The sequence below is a fragment of the Micromonospora haikouensis genome (assembly GCF_000876225.1).
In the GTDB taxonomy this organism is placed as follows: Bacteria; Actinomycetota; Actinomycetes; order Mycobacteriales; family Micromonosporaceae; genus Micromonospora; species Micromonospora haikouensis.
The window spans coordinates 1796220-1813933 of the sequence record NZ_JXSX01000003.1 but is presented as its reverse complement, the minus strand read 5'-3'; the positions used below and the strand labels follow the sequence as shown (position 1 = coordinate 1813933).

Sequence of the window (17714 nt, the reverse complement as noted above, 5' to 3'; positions counted from 1 at the left end):
CGGTGAGGAGGTCGTGGTGGCCGGTCCGATGGCCCACGCGCGGGCCCGACGCAACCCGGCCGACGGCCGGGCGCCGGTGCGGCGTGCCGCAGCCACCGTCGGTGTGGTCTTCCTCCTGGTCGGTCTGCTCGGCTTCGTCCCGGGGATCACCACCGACTTCGGCGACCTGCGCTTCGCCGGCCACGGCTCCGGGGCGAAGCTGCTCGGGGTGTTCCAGGTCTCGGTCCTGCACAACGCCGTACACCTGGCCTTCGGGCTGGCCGGCCTGGCGCTGTCGCGCACGTGGGACGGGGCGCGGACGTTCCTGATCGGCGGCGGGGCGATCTACCTCGTGCTGTGGCTCTACGGCCTGGTCGTCGACCACGGCAGCGGCGCCAACTTCATCCCGGTCAACAACGCCGACAACTGGCTGCACCTGGTCCTCGGCGCCGGCATGATCGCGCTGGGCGTGCTCACGACGCGTGACCGTCGTCCCCGCTGAGCGCGCCCGTCGTTCCGTTTCACCCGGCACCGCGCCGGGTACGTCGGGGTCACCCCGAGACGGAAACGAGGACCACGCATGCCGAGCCGGATCACCTGCGAGGTCCGCGACGAGTCGCCCGTGACCGTCGTACGCATCGCCGGCGCGCTCGACCTGGCGACCATGCGGACGGTGCACCGGGTGCTCGACCGCTGCCTCACCGCCCAGCCGGACGCGCTGGTGGTCGACCTCCACGACCTCACCGTCCGTGACGGGCTCGCGCTGTCGGTCTTCGCCGCCGCCGCCCGCCAGGCGGCCGGTTGGCCGGCGGTGCCCGTCGTGCTCTGCGCGCCACCGGCGCGAACGGCCAGCTGGCTGACCCAGTCGAGGGTGTGCCGGGGGCTGCCGGTGCAGCGGGACTGCGCCGAGGCGGCCCGGACGGCGGGGGCCGCCGCCGCGCCCCGGCTGCGGGTCCGCCTGGAACCGGTGGCGGGCGCGTGCCGACGGGCCCGGGAGCTGGTCGCCGACGCCTGCGGCCGGTGGCACCTGCCGGAGCTGGTCGGCCCGGCCTCGGTGGTGCTCAGCGAGCTGGTCGGCAACGTGGTGCGGCACGCCGGCACCCCGATGCAGGTCACGCTGACCCTGCGCCGGCCGTACCTGCAGCTGGCCGTTGCCGACGGCAGCCGCGCCGCGGCCCGCGCGGCGACCCGGACGGACCTGCGGGCCGAGGGCGGCCGGGGCCTGCTGCTGGTGCGGGAGCTGACCCAGCGCTGGGGCAGCGCGCCGGTGGTCGACGGCAAGGTGGTCTGGGCGATGCTGCCCGCCACCTGACCCCGCCGTGTCGCCCGGCTGTCGGTGAACGCGGTCGTGTTCACGGTGGCGGAGACCCGCCCACCCGCGAATCGACCGAAATTACCGCTCTCGCCTGGTTACATAGGGAGAGGGGCGGGTAGGCACGCCCGTCCCTTTCTGTCGCCACGACGGGGTGAGAAGCATGCCCAAGCGGGTAACCACGGAGCCTGCCCGAGACCGGGGGCCCGCGATCCTCGCGCCGGCCCGCTTCGGCGGCTTTCCCGGCCCGGTCCGCCCGGCCCTGCCCGGGGCCAAGCTGATCAAGCTGATCGGGACCACCGACGCCAAGCAGATCGGCCTGCTCTACCTGGTCACCTCGTTCGTCTTCTTCCTCATCGGCGGGGTGCTGGCCCTGCTGCTGCGGGCCGAGCTGGCCCGGCCGCGCCTGCAGTTCCTCTCCCCGGAGCAGTACAACCAGGCGTTCACCATGCACGGCACGATCATGCTGCTGCTGTTCGCGACGCCACTGGTGTTCGCGTTCGGCAACTACATCGTCCCGTTGCAGATCGGCGCGCCGGACGTGGCGTTCCCCCGGCTCAACGCCTTCGCGTACTGGCTCTACCTGTTCGGCGGGACCCTGGTCGTCGGCGGCTACGCCACCCCGGGCGGGGCCGCCGACTTCGGCTGGACGGCGTACACGCCGCTGAGCCGGATGGAGCACTCCCCCGGCATCGGCGGGAACCTGTGGATCGTCGGCCTGGCCATCTCCGGCCTCGGCACCATCCTCGGCGCGGTCAACCTGATCACCACCACCCTGACCCTGCGCGCCCCCGGCATGACCATGTTCCGGATGCCGATCTTCACCTGGAACATGCTGCTGACCAGCGTCCTGGTGATCCTGGTCTTCCCGCTGCTGGCCGCCGCCCTGTTCGCCCTGGCCGCCGACCGGCTGCTCGACGCGCACGTGTTCGACCCCGCCACCGGCGGGATGATGCTGTGGCAGCACCTGTTCTGGTTCTTCGGCCACCCCGAGGTCTACATCGTGGCGTTGCCGTTCTTCGGCATCATCACCGAGATCATCCCGGTCTTCTCCCGCAAGCCGATCTTCGGCTACACCGGGCTGGTGCTGGCCACCGTCGCCATCACCGTGCTGTCGATGAGCGTCTGGGCGCACCACATGTTCGCCACCGGCCAGGTGCTGCTGCCGTTCTTCAGCATCCTGAGCTACCTGATCGCCGTGCCCACCGGGGTGAAGTTCTTCAACTGGATCGGCACCATGTGGAAGGGGCAGCTCACCTTCGAGACGCCGATGCTGTTCGCCGTCGGCTTCCTGGTCACGTTCCTGCTCGGCGGGCTCACCGGGGTCCTGCTGGCCAGCCCGCCGGTCGACTTCCACGTCACCGACTCGTACTTCGTGGTGGCGCACTTCCACTACGTGCTGTTCGGCACCATCGTCTTCGCCGCGTTCGGCGGGGTCTACTTCTGGTTCCCGAAGATGACCGGGCGGCTGCTCGACGAGCGGCTGGGCAAGCTGCACTTCTGGACGATGTTCGTCGGCTTCCACGCCACCTTCCTGGTGCAGCACTGGCTCGGCAACGAGGGCATGCCCCGCCGGTACGCCGACTACCTGCCCGGCGACGGCTTCACCACGCTCAACATGATCTCCACGGTCGGGTCGTTCGTGCTCGGCGCGTCCACGTTGTTCTTCATCTACAACGTGTGGAAGTCCTGGCGGTACGGGGCGATGGTGTCGGTCGACGACCCGTGGGGCTTCGGCAACTCGCTGGAGTGGGCGACGACCTGCCCGCCCCCGCTGCGCAACTTCGACCGGATGCCCCGGATCCGCTCCGAGCGCCCCGCCTTCGACGCCAAGTACGGCCACCTCGTCTCCGACCTGGGCCGGGACCTGCCCCAGCGCACCACGAAGCCGCCGCAGAGCTTCGCCTCGGAGATGCACCACGAGCGGCACGCGCCCGAGTCACCGGCGGCGGAGGGCGCGCACGGCGCCCGGGAGGCCGTCGAGTACCAGCCGGCGCCGCAGTCGGGCGCCCGGCCGGTGGACGTGCCGGAGCCGGAGGAGGTCCGCCGGCCCAGCTTCGACGAGTCCGACGCCCCGGAGCCGGGCGGGCCGGACGCGGGGCGGCGGGCCCCGCAGGAGAACGAGCGGTGGCGGCACCCGCACAGCCGTGGCAACTCGACGGAGCACTGAGCCCGCCCACGCGACGGGCTCCGGGGTGTGAGAAGGGCACCCCTCTCTGCCTCAGGCGTCGACAGGGGGCCCTTCCTTGCGCCTCACCGGCGCTTCGTCGCCGGTTCCGTCTCGGCCGGGCCGTTCTGCCACGGCGGCGGGGCGTCGGCCAGCATCGCCTGCCGCAGCCAGGTCAGCGCCCGCGACAGCAGCCGGGAGACGTGCATCTGGGAGATGCCGAACCGGGCGGCGATCTCGGCCTGGGTCTGGTTGCCGTAGAAGCGCATGGCCAGGATCCGCCGCTCCCGCCAGGGCAGCCGGTGCAGCAGCCCGCTGACGGTCACCCGGTCGTCGACCGACTCCAGCGCGTTGTCGCTCTCGCCGACCAGGTCGCCGAACTCGGCGGAGCTCTCCCCGCCGACGGGCGCGTTGAGCGAGGCCGGGCTGTAGCCGGCCGCCGACTCCAGGGCCGCGAGGATCTCCTCCTGCGGCGTCTCCAGCCGCTCGGCCAGCTCGGCGACGGTGGGGGCCCGGGACAGCTCGCTGGTCAGCGCGGCGGTGGCCTGCCCCACCTCCAGGATCAGGTCGCGCAGCCGGCGGGGCACGTGCACCCCCCAGGTGCGGTCCCGGAAGTGGCGTTTGATCTCCCCGACGATGGTGATCGCCGCGTACGCGGTGAACGAGCCCCGCTCCGGGTCGTACCGGTCGACCGCGTTGACCAGCCCGAGCCGGGCCACCTGCTCCAGGTCCTCCAGCGGCTCGCCCCGACCCCGGTAGCGGCGGGCGAGCCGCCCGGCGAACGGCAACGCGAAGCGCACCAGGTCGTCGCGGGCCTCCTGCCGCCGCTCGGGGGGCAGGCCCTCGATCCGCGCCGCGTACGCCAGCGCCGCCGCGTCGAGATCCTCCAGCCCCCGGTCGGTGGGGGGTGGTGCCGTGGTCGTGCTGGGCTGTCCGAACATCCGCGCCTCCCTCAGGAAGGTCCCCCGCCCGGGTCGGGAAACCGGACGTGCGCGTGGTCGAGCCACGCACCGGGCCGGAAGTGGGTCACATGACGGGATCCGTCGAGGAGCGGCGACAGCGGGCTGCGCAGCCTTGCCCGGCCGTCGCAGCCAGCGGTGTTCCCGCTCCGTAGGTACTCAATCACGCCGGCCCGGGTTCGCGAGGATGTTTCGGCCGGTCGGTACGACCGACTGCGGCACGCCGCCCGGGACGCCCGGCGGCACGGCGGACGAACCGGTCAGCCGACCACCAGGCCGTGCCGGGCGCCGCCGGCCCGGAACGCCTCGACGGCGGTCGCGGCGGGCAGCGGCGGCGGCGCCGGCAGGTCGTACGGCTGGGCACGGAGCACCTCGGTGGCCCGGCGGGTCGGCACCGGCGCGACCGGGTAACCGCGGGCGGCGGTGCGGTCCAGGGCCCGGCGGCGACGGCCGAAGGCGGCGACGGCCAGCCACTGCGGCAGGCCCGCGAGAGCCGGCGAGCGCATCCCCGGCGACTCCGGGAGCACGTCCACGGAGCTGAACGGCTCGCTGCCGGCCAGCCACCACTCGGCGGCGTCGACGGTGCGCCGGGTGGCGTTCTCGCACCAGTACGGCACCAGCCCCGCCCGCACCACCTGCCACGGGTCGAGCAGCCGCCCGCACTCCACGACGAGGCGGTCGCCGGTCTTGCCGGCCCGCCGCAGCCACCCCCGGTACAGGTCGGCGACGGCGGCGCTGAGCGCCTCCGGCCGAGGGAAGAGCACCCGGTGCACGTCGTTGCCCCGCCGCCCGGCCCAGTCCCGGACGGCGAGTTCGAAACCGGGCTCCACGCCGTGCTCGGCGTAGCCCTGGGGGCAGGAGACCTCCGGGGGCTGCCAACGGGCCCCGTCGCCGCCGACGCAGCGGAGCACCTGGCGCAGGACGTGCGAGTCCGGGTGGAAGTCCACCGGGTCCAGGCCGCTGGCCGGGGAGCCGGCCTGGAAGCTGTGCCCCCGTCCGGCGTCGTAGACCGGCCAGGTGCGGGCGTCGCGCAGCAGCAGCACCGGGGCGCCGGGCGCGAGGCGGTCGGCGAGGAACCGGGCGTACGCCGTCGGCAGCGACTGCCAGCGCACCGTGAGGGAGACGGTCGCCCCGGACAGCGGGCCCCGGCTCGCCGGGCAGTGCACCTGGCGCACGTGCACGTCCGGGTTGCCGGCCAGCAGCCGGCCGGCGAGCGCCGCGCCGTGGTCGAGGGCGGCGCCGGGCCGGTCCACCGCGCCGCCGCCCCAGTGCACCGTCGTCTCGAAGGCGGCGGGCAGCCAGGGCACCCCGAGGGCGACCGCCAGGTGCACGGCCGCGCCGTGCGGCGAGCCGAGCACCACGCCCGGGTAGCACCGGCGCGGGTACTGGTCGACGATCCACCGGGCGACCCGGTCGGCGTCGACCTCGGCCGCCTGGTCGGGGGTGAGGGCGACCCGCCCGGCCACCCGCACGGCCGCGCCCCGGCGCACCGGCTCGGGGGCGCCCGGGAAACGGGACGGCACGCCCGGGTTCCGCAGGTCGGCGCAGTCCTCCCCGCGCAGGGCGCGCACCGCGGCGGCGACCATGATCCGGGCCGTGCTGCCTGCCGTCATCACCCGGTCGCCGGCAAGTCCGGCCCCGTCCGCCGTGAGGTCCGGGCGCACCGTGTGCGCCGGTCCGGACCCGCCTCGTTCGCTCACCACGCGGCCCGGCTTCCCGTCCCGATGGGGTCTAAACGGGGCGTCCGCCCTCGCGCGTGCCCGCTGGGCGGGTCGTCCGGAGCCGGACCGCGAGCCGGACCGGGGCGTACGCGCGGGCGGCGTGGCGGCCCCCGGAATCCCGAGACCGCCACGCCGCCCGGCGTGCCGTAGGTGGGTCACGCGCCCTGGCCCGGGGCTACACGAGGTCCTCCGCCTCGACGGCGACCCGGTTGTCGAGCATCCGCCCGCGGACCTGCCGGGCCGCGTCGCCGCCGGCGAACAGGCCGCGCAGGTCCGCCAGGGCCGGTTCCGGGGGGCGCAGCGCGACGGTCGGGTCGACCACGGCCTCCAGCACGCTCGGCCGGTCCGCCGCGAGGACCTCGTCCCACGCCGCGCCGACCAGCTCCGGCCGGTCCACCCGGACCCCGTGCAGGCCCAGCAGGCGGGCCCAACCGGCGTACGGGACGTCGGGGCGCCGGCCGGCCACGCCGGCCGGCGGGCGGCCGTCGCCCACCCCGGAGTTGTCCCGGTTGTTGAGCACGAGCACGACCAGCCGGGGGTCCGGCCACTCCCGCCAGTGGTGGGCCACCGTGATCAGCTCGGCCAGCCCGTTGAGCTGCATCGCGCCGTCGCCGGCGAGGGCGAGCACCGGCCGATCGGGGCGGGCGAGCTTCGCCGCCACCGCGTACGGCAGGGCGCAGCCGGTCGACCCGAGGGTGCCGCAGAGGTGGGCGGTGACGCCGGGCGGCAGCTCCAGATGGCGGGCGTACCAGTAGACGATCGAGCCGACGTCGACCGCGACGGCCGCCTCCCGGGGCAGCCGGGCGGACAGCTCGTGCAGCACGAGCTGCGGGTTCACCGGCCCGGCGGGCTCGGCGGCGCGGGCCGCCGCCGCCTGCCGCCACCGGTCCACCGACGCCTCCACCGTCTCCCGCCACGCCCGCCGGGGCCGGTCCGCAACGCGGGTCAGCAGGGCCCGCAGCGTCTCGGTGGCGTCGCCGACCAGCGGCACGTCCACCGGGTAACGGTTGCCGATCCGCCGGCCGTCGATGTCGATCTGGACGGTGCGGACCTGGCCGGGCAGCGGATAGTAGTCGGTCCACGGGTCGTTGGTGCCGACCAGCAGCAGGGTGTCGCAGCCGCCCATGAGCTGGGCCGCGGCGGTGGTGCCCACCTCGCCGAGCACCCCGGCGTGGAAGGGTAGCCGCTCGTCGAGCACCGGCTTGCCGAGCAGGCTGGCGGCCACCCCCGCGCCGAGCCGGTCGGCCAGCGCCACGATCTCGTCGCCCGCGCCGTGGCCGCCCTGCCCGACCAGGATCGCCACCCGGTCGCCGATGCCGAGCACCGACGCGGCGGCGGCCAGGTCGGCGTCGTGCGGCAGCACCCGCGCCAGGGGCTCCCCCGGCGTCGCCGACATCACCCCGGCGAACTGCGGGACCAGGTCGGGCACCGGGGCCACCTGCAACTCGCGGGGCAGCACCACGCAGGTGGGGCTGCGCGTGGCGGCGGCGGTGCGGAACGCCTGGTCCAGCACGGCGGGCACCTGACCGGGGGTGCGCCCGTAGCGGACGAACTGGTTGCAGACGTCGCCGAAGAGGCGGCTCAGGCCGATCTCCTCGTGGGCGCCGCCGAGCGGGCCGCCGATGTCCTCGCCGACGATCGCCACCACCGGCTTGCTGTCCAGCTTGGCGTCGTACAGGCCGTTGAGCAGGTGCACGGCGCTGGGGCCCTGGGTGGCCAGGCAGACCCCGATCTCGCCGGTGAACTTGGCGTGCCCGCTGGCCATGAACGAGGCCGTCTCCTCGTGCCGGGCGGGGACGAACGCCGGGTCCCCGCCCGCACGGTCCAGGGCGGCGACGAGCGGGGCTACGGCGGCGCCCGGGCACCCGAAGGCGCGCGGCACCCGCCACGCCCGTAGCCGCTCCACCACCAGGTCGGCGACCGTACGCTCAGCCATGTGACCGGCCGGGGGTGGCGGCGTCGACGTAGCGCAGCACCGCGCCCACCCCGTCGGTCAGCTCGGGCGCCTCGTCCGGCGCGAGCACGGTCAGCTCGGCGTCGGTGCCGACGAGCGCCCGGACCAGGGCCGCGTCGGCGCGTACCCGCCGGGGGTCGGCCACCGACACGGCGGTGAGCTGGCCCGGGTCGGTGGCGATGTCGGTCGGCTCGGGGCCGACCCACAGCTGCGCCGTCGACGACGGGTCGTCCACGATCAGCATCGTGTCCACCTGGTTGCGGCGCAGCGCCGACACGACCGCGTCGAGGCCCGCCCCGACGTCCTCCTGCACACCGAAGCGGTCCAGCGTCGCGGTGACCCGCTGGTCGGCCACCTCGGCGATGGTCTGCACGGTGACGTCGTCCATCAGCGCCGGGTCCGCCCCGGCGTGCCGCGACCCGGCGTCGGTACGCACCAGCACGTCCTGCCAGCGCTCCGGAAGCTGGGCGGCGATCATGCCGGTGGCCCGCACGTCGCCGGCGACCACCACCACCTCCGCGCCGACCTTCTCGGCCAGCTCCACGGTGGCCGCCGCCGCGTCGCCGGCGTTGTGGTGCCAGGCCTCCATGGCGGCCCGCTGGTAGCGCGACTGCGACCAGCCGCCCGGGCTGACGCGGCGCAGCGGGAAGTCCTCCCGGCCGGTGACGTGGGCGCGGCGGGGCACCCCGCCGGCGCTGACGGCCACGGCGTCCGCGCCCCTGCGGTCGGCCAGCACCCGCACCCAGGCGACCTGTTCGCCGCGCTGGGCGAGCAGCGGCATGGTGTGCGGCAGCTCCGACACGGTCGCCAGGTCCCGCAGCGGCGGGGCGGACAGGTACTCGGTGAGCACCGCGCGGCCCCGGGTGGCGAACACGGCGATGCCGTAGTCGCCCGCCATCGGGTCGTGGCCGCGGACGACCCGTTCGACGGCGTCCACGGTCGGCGCGTCGGCGCCCTGCTCCAGCAGTCGCCCCTTGAGGGCCCGCCAGCGCAGGTCCAGCGCGGGTCGGGCGTCGTGGGTGTCCCGGGAGGCGTCCAGGTAGACCGAGCACCACGGCCCGGGACGGTCGTAGAGCGGGCGCAGGAAGGACAGCTGCATGCTCGACCCCTTTCCGGCTCGGCCCCCCGCTTACCCGCGCCGGTCGCCTTGTCACCTCACCCGGCGGTCCCGTACGCAAGCGCGCCACGAACATGACTCGCGTTCATTCATGTCGTTCGGCCGCGCCGCCGGATACGATCGGTGCAGCGAATCGGACTCTCCGTGGTGAACGACTCTCGGTGGTGGACAATGGACGGCGACCTCGACTACCGGCGGATCGCTCGCCCGACGCAGCGGATCGTCACCGGCCGCGTCGTCCGGTTGCTCGACGGCTATCCGCGTGAGCTGAAGATCGGCCAGCCCGTGCTCGTCGCCGTGGTCACGGCCGCCAGCGTGATGGGGCTGCTGCTGCTGGCGTTCCGTTCGCTGCTGTCCAGCGGCGGTGGCGGCGCCCGGCGCACCTGGAAGGAACTGCGCAAGGGGCCGGAGTTCCTGGTCACCCCGCTGCGGCTGCGCGACTCCAACGATCAGCTGTGCGAGGTGGAGCTGCACGGGCACCTGGCGCAGAGCGCGCTGCACCCGGCCGACTGGGTGCAGATCACGCTCAAGCCGCAGGATCCGGACCTGCCGCCCCGGGTCGAGCAGATCGTCAACCTCACCACCGGGCAACTGCTGCGCCCCCGCCACGCCACCCTGTGGAGCCACCTCGGGCCGCCGCTGCTGCTCCAGGCCATCCTGGGCGCACTGCTGGTCCTCGTGGTCGCCGCGGCGATCCTGCTCATCTGAGGCTTTGCGGCACCCGGCACCCGGCACCCGACACGGGGCGCGACGGGCGGTCAGCCGACCGGGGTGAGGGGGCGGTCGGGGTCGGGCGCGGTGCGCAGCATGCCCCGGCGGGCCGCCCAGCGTTCGAAGACCAGGGTGGCGAACGGCGGCACGGAGCAGGCCAGCGCCACGAGGGTCGGCCACGTCCGCCACCGGTGCAGCCGGGCGACGGCCAGCACGAGCACACCGTACGCGACGAACAGGCCGCCGTGGATCGGGCCGAAGATCTTCACGCCGATCTCGTTGCCCGGCGGCCCGTACTTCACGGCCATGCCGACCAGCAGGGCCAGCCAGGAGCACGCCTCGGCGACCGCCGCCGCGACGAACAGCTTCGTGATCTTCTCGCGCATCGTCTCCCCCACCGGTTGCCGGCCATGCTAGCCAGCCCGTCCGACACCTCGGCGGCGCGGGAGGCGGAGGCGACGGGGATCACGCGGGCCGCAGGTGGGTACGTAGAGGGACCTTCGGGTCTTCCCCCGGGCCGCCGAGGCGTGCGAGGTTGGGGGAACCAACGGTGACAGGGCGGTGACCATGGGCGAGGAAGTCGGGGCGCGCACCTTCAGTCGGGAGGACCGGGCCCGCTACCGGGAGAAGGTGCACCGGTGTCTGGACGTCTTCGCCGAGATGCTCCGGGAGTCCCGGTTCGACGTCGAGCGGCCGATGACCGGGCTGGAGATCGAGCTGAACCTGGTCGACGAGGAGTCCATGCCGGCGATGCGCAACGCCGACGTGCTCGCCGCGATCGCCGACCCCAGCTTCCAGACCGAGCTGGGGCAGTTCAACGTGGAGATCAACGTCGCGCCGCGCCGGCTGGCCGGCACGGGCACCGCCGCGTTCGAGGAACACGTGCGGGCCAGCCTCAACGCCGCCGAGACCAAGGCCCGGGGCGTCGGCGCGCACATGGTCATGATCGGCATCCTGCCGACGCTGCGCCCCGAGCACCTGACCGCCGAGACGCTGTCGGCCAACCCGCGCTACCAACTGCTCAACGAGCAGATCTTCGCCGCCCGCGGCGAGGACCTGCGGATCTCCATCAGCGGGGTGGAGCGGCTCGCGACCACCGCCGACACCATCACCCCGGAGGCGGCCTGCACCAGCACCCAGTTCCACCTCCAGGTCAGCCCCGCGCAGTTCGCCGACCACTGGAACGCCGCCCAGGCCGTCGCCGGCATCCAGGTCGCCCTCGGCGCGAACTCGCCGCTGCTCTTCGGCAGGGAACTGTGGCGCGAGACCCGCATCCCGCTGTTCCAGCAGGCCACCGACACCCGGGCGGAGGAGATCAAGGCCCAGGGGGTACGCCCCCGGGTGTGGTTCGGCGAACGCTGGATCACCAGCGTGTTCGACCTGTTCGAGGAGAACGTGCGCTACTTCCCCGCGCTGCTGCCGGTGTGCGACCCGGAGGACCCGGCCGAGGCCCTGGCCCGGGGCGACGTGCCGAAGCTCGCCGAGCTGCGGCTGCACAACGGCACCGTCTACCGCTGGAACCGGCCGGTCTACGACGTCTACAAGGGCCGCCCCCACCTGCGGGTGGAGAACCGGGTGCTGCCCGCCGGCCCGACCGTGCTCGACACCGTCGCCAACGGCGCGTTCTACTTCGGGCTGGTCCGGGCCCTCGCCGAGTCGGACCGGCCACTGTGGTCGCAGATGTCGTTCAGCGCCGCCGAGGAGAACTTCAACGCCTGCGCCCGGCACGGCATCGACGCCCAGGTGTTCTGGCCCGGCCTCGGCTACCTGCCGGTCACCGAGCTGGTGCTGCGCCGGCTGCTGCCGCTGGCCCACCACGGCCTCGACCGCTGGGGGCTCGACCCGGCCGAGCGGGACCGACTGCTCGGGATCATCGAGCAGCGCTGCCTCACCGGCCGCAACGGCGCGACCTGGCAGGTGGAGACCCTGCACCGGCTGGAGTCCGCCGACCACCTGGACCGGCCCGAGGCGCTGCGCGAGGTCGTCCGCCACTACGTGGAGCTGATGCACAGCAACCGCCCCGTCCACGAGTGGCCGATCCCCTGACCGGGCCAGGAGTCCCCGGCCGACGGGCCGGTGCCCAAGGCCAGGGTGGGCCGGTGCCCGGGGCTAGGGTGGGCCGGTGCCGACCACCGACGCGGCGATCGACGCCGCCCTCGCCCGGTTGCGCTCCCTCGGGGAGCAGCTTCCCTACCCCGGGGACTGGCTCCCGGCCGCCCGCGCCGACTCGACCGGGGTCGTCCTCGCCGAGGACGAAGGGCTGTCCCGCCTCGTCGTCGACCCGGCCACGGGTGCGGTGTCCCTCGTCGACGCCGACGGCGCAGAGCCGGTGAACTCCACGCTGGACGCGCTCGTCGCCTGCGCGGAGGCGTACCTGGCGGCCCGCGCCGAGGCCGACGCGCTGCCCGACGACGCCGACGACGACCTCGAGGCGGTCGGGGAGCGGCTCACCGACCGGTTCCGGCAGCTCGACCCGGCGTCCGTCGGCCACGAGAACCGCTTCTGGTCGGTGGCCGCCGAGGAACTCGGCTACGGAATGACCTGACGGATCGACCTTCCCAGGTGGCCACGGGCCGGCCTGACGGTCGGCGCTTCGACGGCCTGACGGCGCGGGGGGATTCGCCGGGTCGGCACCCTCCGGTGGCTACGCCCCGCGCGCGTCGACCATCGCCTCGTACCGGTCACCGGCGTCGCTGACCGGGCGGTAGTCCTCGTCGGCCGCCAAGCGGTGCAGCGCCTCCAGCAGCCCGTCGGCCTCCGGCAGGTCGAGCGCCCGCCGCAGCCGCGCCCGGTCGGCGTCCAACTCCGGCCAGTCCTCGCGGATCTCCTCGTCGGCGCGGGCCAGCCACTCCCGCAGCCGCGCGCCGCCGTCGTCGCCGTACGGGACCGACGTCGCGTCGTGGATGCTGGGGAGCCCGACGACGAGGGCGAGCGCGGCGCGCAGGTCGGTCGCGATCAACCCGCCCTCGCCCTCCGAGCCGACGTACAGCACGGGCCGGGTGACGCCGGCGCCCACCAGTATGAAGGCCCCACCCGAGGCATCCCCGGCGATCATCTCCAGGGGCTCGCCGCTGGGCAGGTGCACCGCCTCCGGCGGCCCGTCGGCCACCCGGTCCAGGTCGAAGTCGAACCGGCGCAGCAGGTCGACGATCCACGGGTCGCCGAAGATCCGCCCCAACAACAGCCCCTCGGCCCTCTCGTCCTTCACGCCGCGACGATACCCACCCCCGCTCCGCCCGGCCGGGCCGGGCAGGGCCGCGATCTTGCACTTGCGGCCCTCGGTTCGCCCGTTATCACCGTTATGCGGGGGCCGAAACTGCAAGATCGCGAAGAACGGGGGTCGGGGCGGGGGTCAGGACGGGGTGGGGAGGTCGTGGGTGGCGTGGAAGACGACCGCGCCGAGGACCTCCGCCGGGGCGCGGAACCTGTCGAGGCGTGCCCCGGCGAAGGTGACGTCGCCGTGGAACGAGGCGCGCCCCTCGGAGCCGCCGAGCCGGAACGCGGCCCCCTCGAACGTTGACCCGTCGAACCGGGTGACGCCGTGGAACTGGGCGGCCGTGAAGTCGGCGTAGTCCACCGCGCAGCCGCTGAGGTCGAGGTCGACGAGGGTCGCGCCGCACAGCGACAGGCTCAAGCCCGCCCAGTGCACCGCCCCGGAAACCGGCCCGCCCTGCTCGCCTAGCCCGCCCGACCCGCCCGGCTCCTCCGGTGCCCCGGGCCCCGGGCGCAGGCGTGCGGCGAGGAGTCGCTGGGCGGCGCGGCGCAGTTCCACCTCGCCGGCCTGCGCGGCGGTCAACTCGCCGGTCACGGGGAACGGCAACGGGGCGCGCAGGTAGCCGCAGACGGCGTCCACGACCCGCTGGCGCAGCTCCGGTCGCGCGTCGCCCAACTCGCCGAGGACCCGCAGGCCGACCCGGCGCACGTCGGGGTCGGGGTCGGCGAGCTGGCGGGCGTACGGCGCGACGGAGCCGTCGGGCAGCAGCATCGCCCCGCCGCCCCGGGCGGCCGAACCCTCCGGACCGGCCGGCGCGGCGGCCAGTTCCTCCGCCCTGGCCAGGCCGTTCGCGCCGTCCGGGGCGGGGCCCTGGGTCCAGCCGAGGGGCCAGCACACCGGCTCGTCGTCGGCCGAGCCGGCCCACCGCGCGTCGGTGAGGTCCACGGCCGGCTGGTCCAGGTGCACCGGCCCGCCGAACCACGCCCCGCCGAAGGTCGCCTCCGCGCCGAAGCGCGCCTTGTAGAACCAGGCCGGGCCGGCGAGGCGGGCCCGGCGGAACGACACCGGGCCGACGAAGCGGGCCCCGTCGCCGCCCTCGGTCCACTCCTGGTAGTCGCCCATCAGCACCGCCACGGGCCAGCCGGGGTCGTCCTCGTTCGGCTCGTCCCACTCGGCGGGCCGGACCTCCTCGATGGTGTCCCAGGCCGGGTCGTCCTCCCAGAGCTCCTCCTCGCCGCGCCCGAACCAGGCCATCCCGCCGAAGACCGCGCCCGCGAAGCTGGCCGGCCCCCGGAACCGGGCCCGCCCGAACACGGCGTCGGCCGCAAAGTGCGCCTCATCGAAGCGGGCCGCTCCGTGGAATAACGCGCGGGCGAAGATCGCCTCGCCGGCGAACCGGGCCCCGGCGAACGAGGTCGTCCCGAGGAACCGGGCGTCGTCGAACCGGGCCCCGGCCAGCGCACAGCCGCCGAGGTCGGCGTCGACGAGGGTCGCCCCTGCCAGGTCGACGCCGACCGCCGACGCGCCGGGGTCTCCGCCGAAGCGCAGTAGCCCGGCGAGCACCCGCACCGCCTCCCGCCGACCGTCGGCGTCCGGCCCGTCGGAGCCGTCCACCGGGGTACGCAGGTAGGCGCACACCGCGTCGGCGGCGTCCTGCCGCAGCGCGGGATCGGCCGCGCCGAGCTGCGCCAGCCGCCGCAGGGCGGCCTCCCGCTGCCCACCCTCCGCAGCCAGCACCCGCCGGCCGACCGCCCGGCACTCCTCGACGCCCGCCGCATCGACCATTACGCGCCCCCTCCCGTACCCCGGTGGCTGCCACCCGGCCCCGACGCCGGCCGACCCCGACGCGCCGGCGCAGGATAACCGCAACGACCGACCTCGGCGGAGGCCCAGGGAAACGGGACCTGTGCCGCGTTCGTCGGCACGCGGTCGGGTCGAGCGCCGGTGTCGGGAGAAGGCCACACTCGATCAGGGAAAGAGTGGCCTCACTCCGCTTGAGATGCCACCCGACCCGGGATCGAGCACGATCTTGCAGGCCGCAGCCGGTCGGCAGCCCTCTTTCCGGGGCATCACCGCGTGCTGGCCCGGCTTCCGGTCGGCCTGGTGTCACGCAGGTGACGCGCCGTGGGCCGCAGGGCGGTCACGGCCGGGCCCAGCGAGGGCTGCGCTCGGCGTGCGCGGAGGCCACCGGGCCTCAGCGGTCAACGGGACAGGCCGACCAGCGCCGCCAGGCGCGCCACGCCGGCCGGTGCCAAGCGTGCCGACGCGACCTCGGCGAGCACGGTACGCGCCACCGGCCGGCACCGGACCTCGTCCGGCGCGACGCCGTCCGCGTCGACCAGCACCCGCCCGGCCCCGCCCGGGTCACCAACCCGGAGGTACGCCCGCGCGGCGTCCACCAGGTACGCCGCGCGGTGCTCAGCGGGCAGCAGCCGCCACGCGTCCCGCCGTACCACCTGCTCGTGCCGGACCACGGCCGCCCGGGCGTCGCCCAGCTCGACCGCCGCCACCACCTCGGCCAGTTCAACGGCGACCGGCCCGAAGCCGGTGCGGTGCGGGTCGTCGGCGACGACCCGGGCGGCAACCTCGGCGGCCCGGCCGGTCAGCTCTCCGGCGCGGTGGGCGTCGCCGCAGCCGGCGGCGGCGAGCGCGGCCTGGAGCAGCAGCGCCCCGTGAACCGCCGTCGCTGCCGGCGGCACCGCCTCCGACACCCCTGACGTCTGCGGCTCGGCGGCGGACGTGGGCGCGGACACGGGCGCGGGCGCGATGCGGTGGGCGGCGGCCAGCGCCGCCACCAGCGCCAGCCGGTCGTAGCCCAGCGCGCGCAGCGCCTGGGCGGCCGAGATGGTCGCCGCCCCGGCCAGCACGGGATCGCCGCCGGCCACGGCCACCGCCCGGTCGGCGGCCAGCCAGCCGAGGTCGGCCTCGCCGAGCTTCACCAGCACCGACGACGTGATCCGGTACGCCTGCACCAGCAGCTCCGGCTGCGCCTCCCGCACGCTCTGAGCGGCGTGCAGCAGCCTAGGCAGCAGGCGCACCACCTGGGCGTACCGCGCGTGCTGGTACGTCAACCAGGCGTTCGCCACGTGTCGCCCCACCTCCGCCACCGACGCCGTTGGATGGGGCACGTCATAGCGGGCCAGGGCCGCCCGGATCCCGTCCACCCCGTCCAGCCGGCCGGCCCCGGTCGATGACGACTTACGGCGCTCGCCGAGCAGCACCAGCGGGTCGACCCGCAGCACCTCGGCGACCTGCTGGATCACCGCGTACCGGTCGAGCGCGCGCACGCCCCGCTCGACCTTGTCCACCCAGCTCTTCGACCGGCCGAGCCGGTCGGCGAACATCTGCTGGGTCAGCCGCCGCCGCGCCCGCCACCGGGCGACCCGGCGACCAATCGGCTCTTCACCGCTGGTCACGCCGCCACCGCCGGTCGGGGACCGCCCGCGTGGTGTCCTCCACGGGTACGCGCTCCGCTTCGGCCAAGGCGAGCAGCCGCTGCCTGGCCGCCTCCCGCTCAACCTCCTCGGCCTGCTCGCCCCGGCTCACCATAGGTTCGTCACCGCGCATGGGTGCCTCCGTCAGGGCGGCGCATCAGGGGATTCGATGGCGGCAGATCCCGCTGCGGGGCTTCCGCCCCGAACGATGACCCTGGTCGCCTCTGCGGAGGCGCCACGGCCCACCTCTGGTTGCGGCCCTCACGTGCCCGTCCCAGCGGCAAGGGCTGGTCCCGCCGCGCCCGTCGGGGGTCGCCCGACTGCCTTTCGCCGCTCGGTTCACCTGCCACGTAGTCAACGGGCCTACCGGGGCGCTGGTACCACTTCCATCTGGGCATACCGCTCCTTGCTGAGGATCCATCCTGGCGCAGCCCACTCTACTGACAGAGTTGACAGAGTGAGCACTGTTGAAAGAAGTGACATACTGGACATGGTCATCGGTGCAGACTGATCTACTAGAGCGATGAGCGGCTACATCCCGACCTTCCGAGTCGTCATCAACGACATCAGGAAGTCGATAGCCTCGGGGCAACTCAAGGAGGGAGACAAGCTCCCCTCCCTGCCGGAACTCGCGGAAAAGTACGATTGCTCCATCGGAACGGTAAGACGCGCGATCGAACATCTTCAAATAACCGGGGAGCTTCAGGGCCGACAGGGCAAAGGAACCTACGTGACCGGAAAACTGGCAGAGGGATCCTGACTTCCTCGTTCGAGCCCGAATGCGCGATCCGATGGTCCACCGATGGAGTCGGATCTGCAACGCCGCCCACGTTAAGGTCCGACACATGGTTGACGAGATGTCCCCGGTGGCGTTCTACGTACAGCTCGCAGGGCTTCTGACCAAGGAGATGGAGGCAGGCAAACTCAAGCCGCGCCAGCCTCTGCCCAGCGAGAGCCACCTTCAACAGCAGTACGGAGTCAGCCGGGGAACCGTCCGGGCCGCCATCCGACTGCTTCGCGACCGCGGACTGGTCGTGACCTCCACCGGGCGCGGCACCTATGTCGTTGACCGCTCATGAACCGACATTGGTGTGTCCGTCGCCGCCTGGTCCCGTCAGGCACAACGCGGTGATCAAGAGAAAAGCG

General features: G+C 74.4%; 17 protein-coding genes. 8 read left to right on the top strand and 9 right to left on the bottom strand.

The window, feature by feature from the left end; genetic code table 11:
* The first annotated feature begins 28 nt into the window (after positions 1 to 28).
* From TK50_RS29025 to ctaD, 3 genes are all read left to right on the top strand, one after another.
* A complete protein-coding gene (locus TK50_RS29025; protein WP_043969536.1) occupies positions 29 to 481 on the top strand; it encodes a DUF4383 domain-containing protein in 453 nt (150 codons plus the stop codon).
* 78 nt (positions 482 to 559) lie between these two features.
* Positions 560 to 1291, top strand: a complete 732-nt coding sequence (locus TK50_RS29020; RefSeq protein WP_043968711.1) for an ATP-binding protein — start codon at positions 560 to 562, stop codon at positions 1289 to 1291.
* 163 nt (positions 1292 to 1454) lie between these two features.
* Positions 1455 to 3461, top strand: a complete 2007-nt coding sequence (gene ctaD, locus TK50_RS29015; protein ID WP_043968710.1) for an aa3-type cytochrome oxidase subunit I — start codon at positions 1455 to 1457, stop codon at positions 3459 to 3461.
* Positions 3462 to 3544: 83 nt separating this feature from the next.
* Here the strand turns inward: ctaD and TK50_RS29010 are convergent, their stop codons facing one another.
* The 4 genes from TK50_RS29010 to TK50_RS28995 all read right to left on the bottom strand — a co-directional run bounded on the left by TK50_RS29010 (position 3545) and on the right by TK50_RS28995 (position 9191).
* The gene (locus TK50_RS29010) at positions 3545 to 4399 is read right to left on the bottom strand and encodes a SigB/SigF/SigG family RNA polymerase sigma factor (RefSeq protein WP_043968709.1); all 855 of its coding nucleotides are present in this window, start codon (positions 4397 to 4399) and stop codon (positions 3545 to 3547) included.
* 278 nt (positions 4400 to 4677) lie between these two features.
* On the bottom strand, positions 4678 to 6030 hold the full coding sequence (locus tag TK50_RS29005; protein WP_043969535.1) for a hypothetical protein: 1353 nt from the start codon (positions 6028 to 6030) through the stop codon (positions 4678 to 4680).
* A 283-nt stretch (positions 6031 to 6313) separates the two neighbouring features.
* Positions 6314 to 8074 carry a thiamine pyrophosphate-binding protein gene (locus tag TK50_RS29000; RefSeq protein WP_043968707.1) on the bottom strand — a complete coding sequence of 587 codons (1761 nt, stop codon included), beginning with the start codon at positions 8072 to 8074 and terminating at the stop codon, positions 6314 to 6316.
* The gene (locus TK50_RS28995; RefSeq protein ID WP_043968705.1) at positions 8067 to 9191 is read right to left on the bottom strand and encodes a baeRF2 domain-containing protein; all 1125 of its coding nucleotides are present in this window, start codon (positions 9189 to 9191) and stop codon (positions 8067 to 8069) included. The genes TK50_RS29000 and TK50_RS28995 overlap by 8 nt, the downstream gene beginning before the upstream one ends.
* A gap of 189 nt (positions 9192 to 9380) precedes the next feature.
* Between TK50_RS28995 and TK50_RS28990 the strand changes: the two genes are divergently transcribed.
* A complete protein-coding gene (locus tag TK50_RS28990; protein WP_043968703.1) occupies positions 9381 to 9917 on the top strand; it encodes a hypothetical protein in 537 nt (178 codons plus the stop codon).
* A gap of 50 nt (positions 9918 to 9967) precedes the next feature.
* Here TK50_RS28990 and TK50_RS28985 read toward each other — a convergent pair whose 3' ends face one another.
* Positions 9968 to 10306: a DUF3817 domain-containing protein gene (locus TK50_RS28985; RefSeq protein WP_043969534.1), complete on the bottom strand. Its 339-nt coding sequence runs from the start codon at positions 10304 to 10306 to the stop codon at positions 9968 to 9970.
* Between the two features lie 181 nt (positions 10307 to 10487).
* Here TK50_RS28985 and TK50_RS28980 point away from each other — a divergent pair, with 181 nt between their 5' ends.
* Positions 10488 to 11966: a glutamate-cysteine ligase family protein gene (locus tag TK50_RS28980; RefSeq protein WP_043968701.1), complete on the top strand. Its 1479-nt coding sequence runs from the start codon at positions 10488 to 10490 to the stop codon at positions 11964 to 11966.
* 76 nt (positions 11967 to 12042) lie between these two features.
* Complete coding sequence (locus TK50_RS28975) at positions 12043 to 12465, top strand: SUKH-4 family immunity protein (protein ID WP_052503995.1); 423 nt, start codon at positions 12043 to 12045, stop codon at positions 12463 to 12465.
* A gap of 99 nt (positions 12466 to 12564) precedes the next feature.
* On the opposite strand, the gene TK50_RS28970 is transcribed toward TK50_RS28975, so the two are convergent.
* The 4 genes from TK50_RS28970 to TK50_RS34580 all read right to left on the bottom strand — a co-directional run bounded on the left by TK50_RS28970 (position 12565) and on the right by TK50_RS34580 (position 16701).
* On the bottom strand, positions 12565 to 13128 hold the full coding sequence (locus TK50_RS28970; protein ID WP_052503994.1) for a hypothetical protein: 564 nt from the start codon (positions 13126 to 13128) through the stop codon (positions 12565 to 12567).
* 144 nt (positions 13129 to 13272) lie between these two features.
* Complete coding sequence (locus TK50_RS28965) at positions 13273 to 14919, bottom strand: pentapeptide repeat-containing protein (protein ID WP_043968700.1); 1647 nt, start codon at positions 14917 to 14919, stop codon at positions 13273 to 13275.
* A gap of 416 nt (positions 14920 to 15335) precedes the next feature.
* On the bottom strand, positions 15336 to 16550 hold the full coding sequence (locus TK50_RS28960) for a helix-turn-helix domain-containing protein (RefSeq protein ID WP_043968699.1): 1215 nt from the start codon (positions 16548 to 16550) through the stop codon (positions 15336 to 15338).
* Positions 16537 to 16701: a hypothetical protein gene (locus tag TK50_RS34580; RefSeq protein ID WP_199486169.1), complete on the bottom strand. Its 165-nt coding sequence runs from the start codon at positions 16699 to 16701 to the stop codon at positions 16537 to 16539. The genes TK50_RS28960 and TK50_RS34580 overlap by 14 nt, the downstream gene beginning before the upstream one ends.
* A 390-nt stretch (positions 16702 to 17091) precedes the next feature.
* Here TK50_RS34580 and TK50_RS33275 point away from each other — a divergent pair, with 390 nt between their 5' ends.
* Together TK50_RS33275 and TK50_RS28955 are read left to right on the top strand one after the other, a co-directional pair.
* A complete protein-coding gene (locus TK50_RS33275) occupies positions 17092 to 17328 on the top strand; it encodes a GntR family transcriptional regulator (RefSeq protein WP_082106744.1) in 237 nt (78 codons plus the stop codon).
* Positions 17329 to 17413: 85 nt separating this feature from the next.
* Positions 17414 to 17647 (top strand): GntR family transcriptional regulator, encoded by a 234-nt coding sequence (locus TK50_RS28955; protein WP_043968696.1) that lies wholly within the window; start codon positions 17414 to 17416, stop codon positions 17645 to 17647.
* Positions 17648 to 17714: the final 67 nt, after the last annotated feature.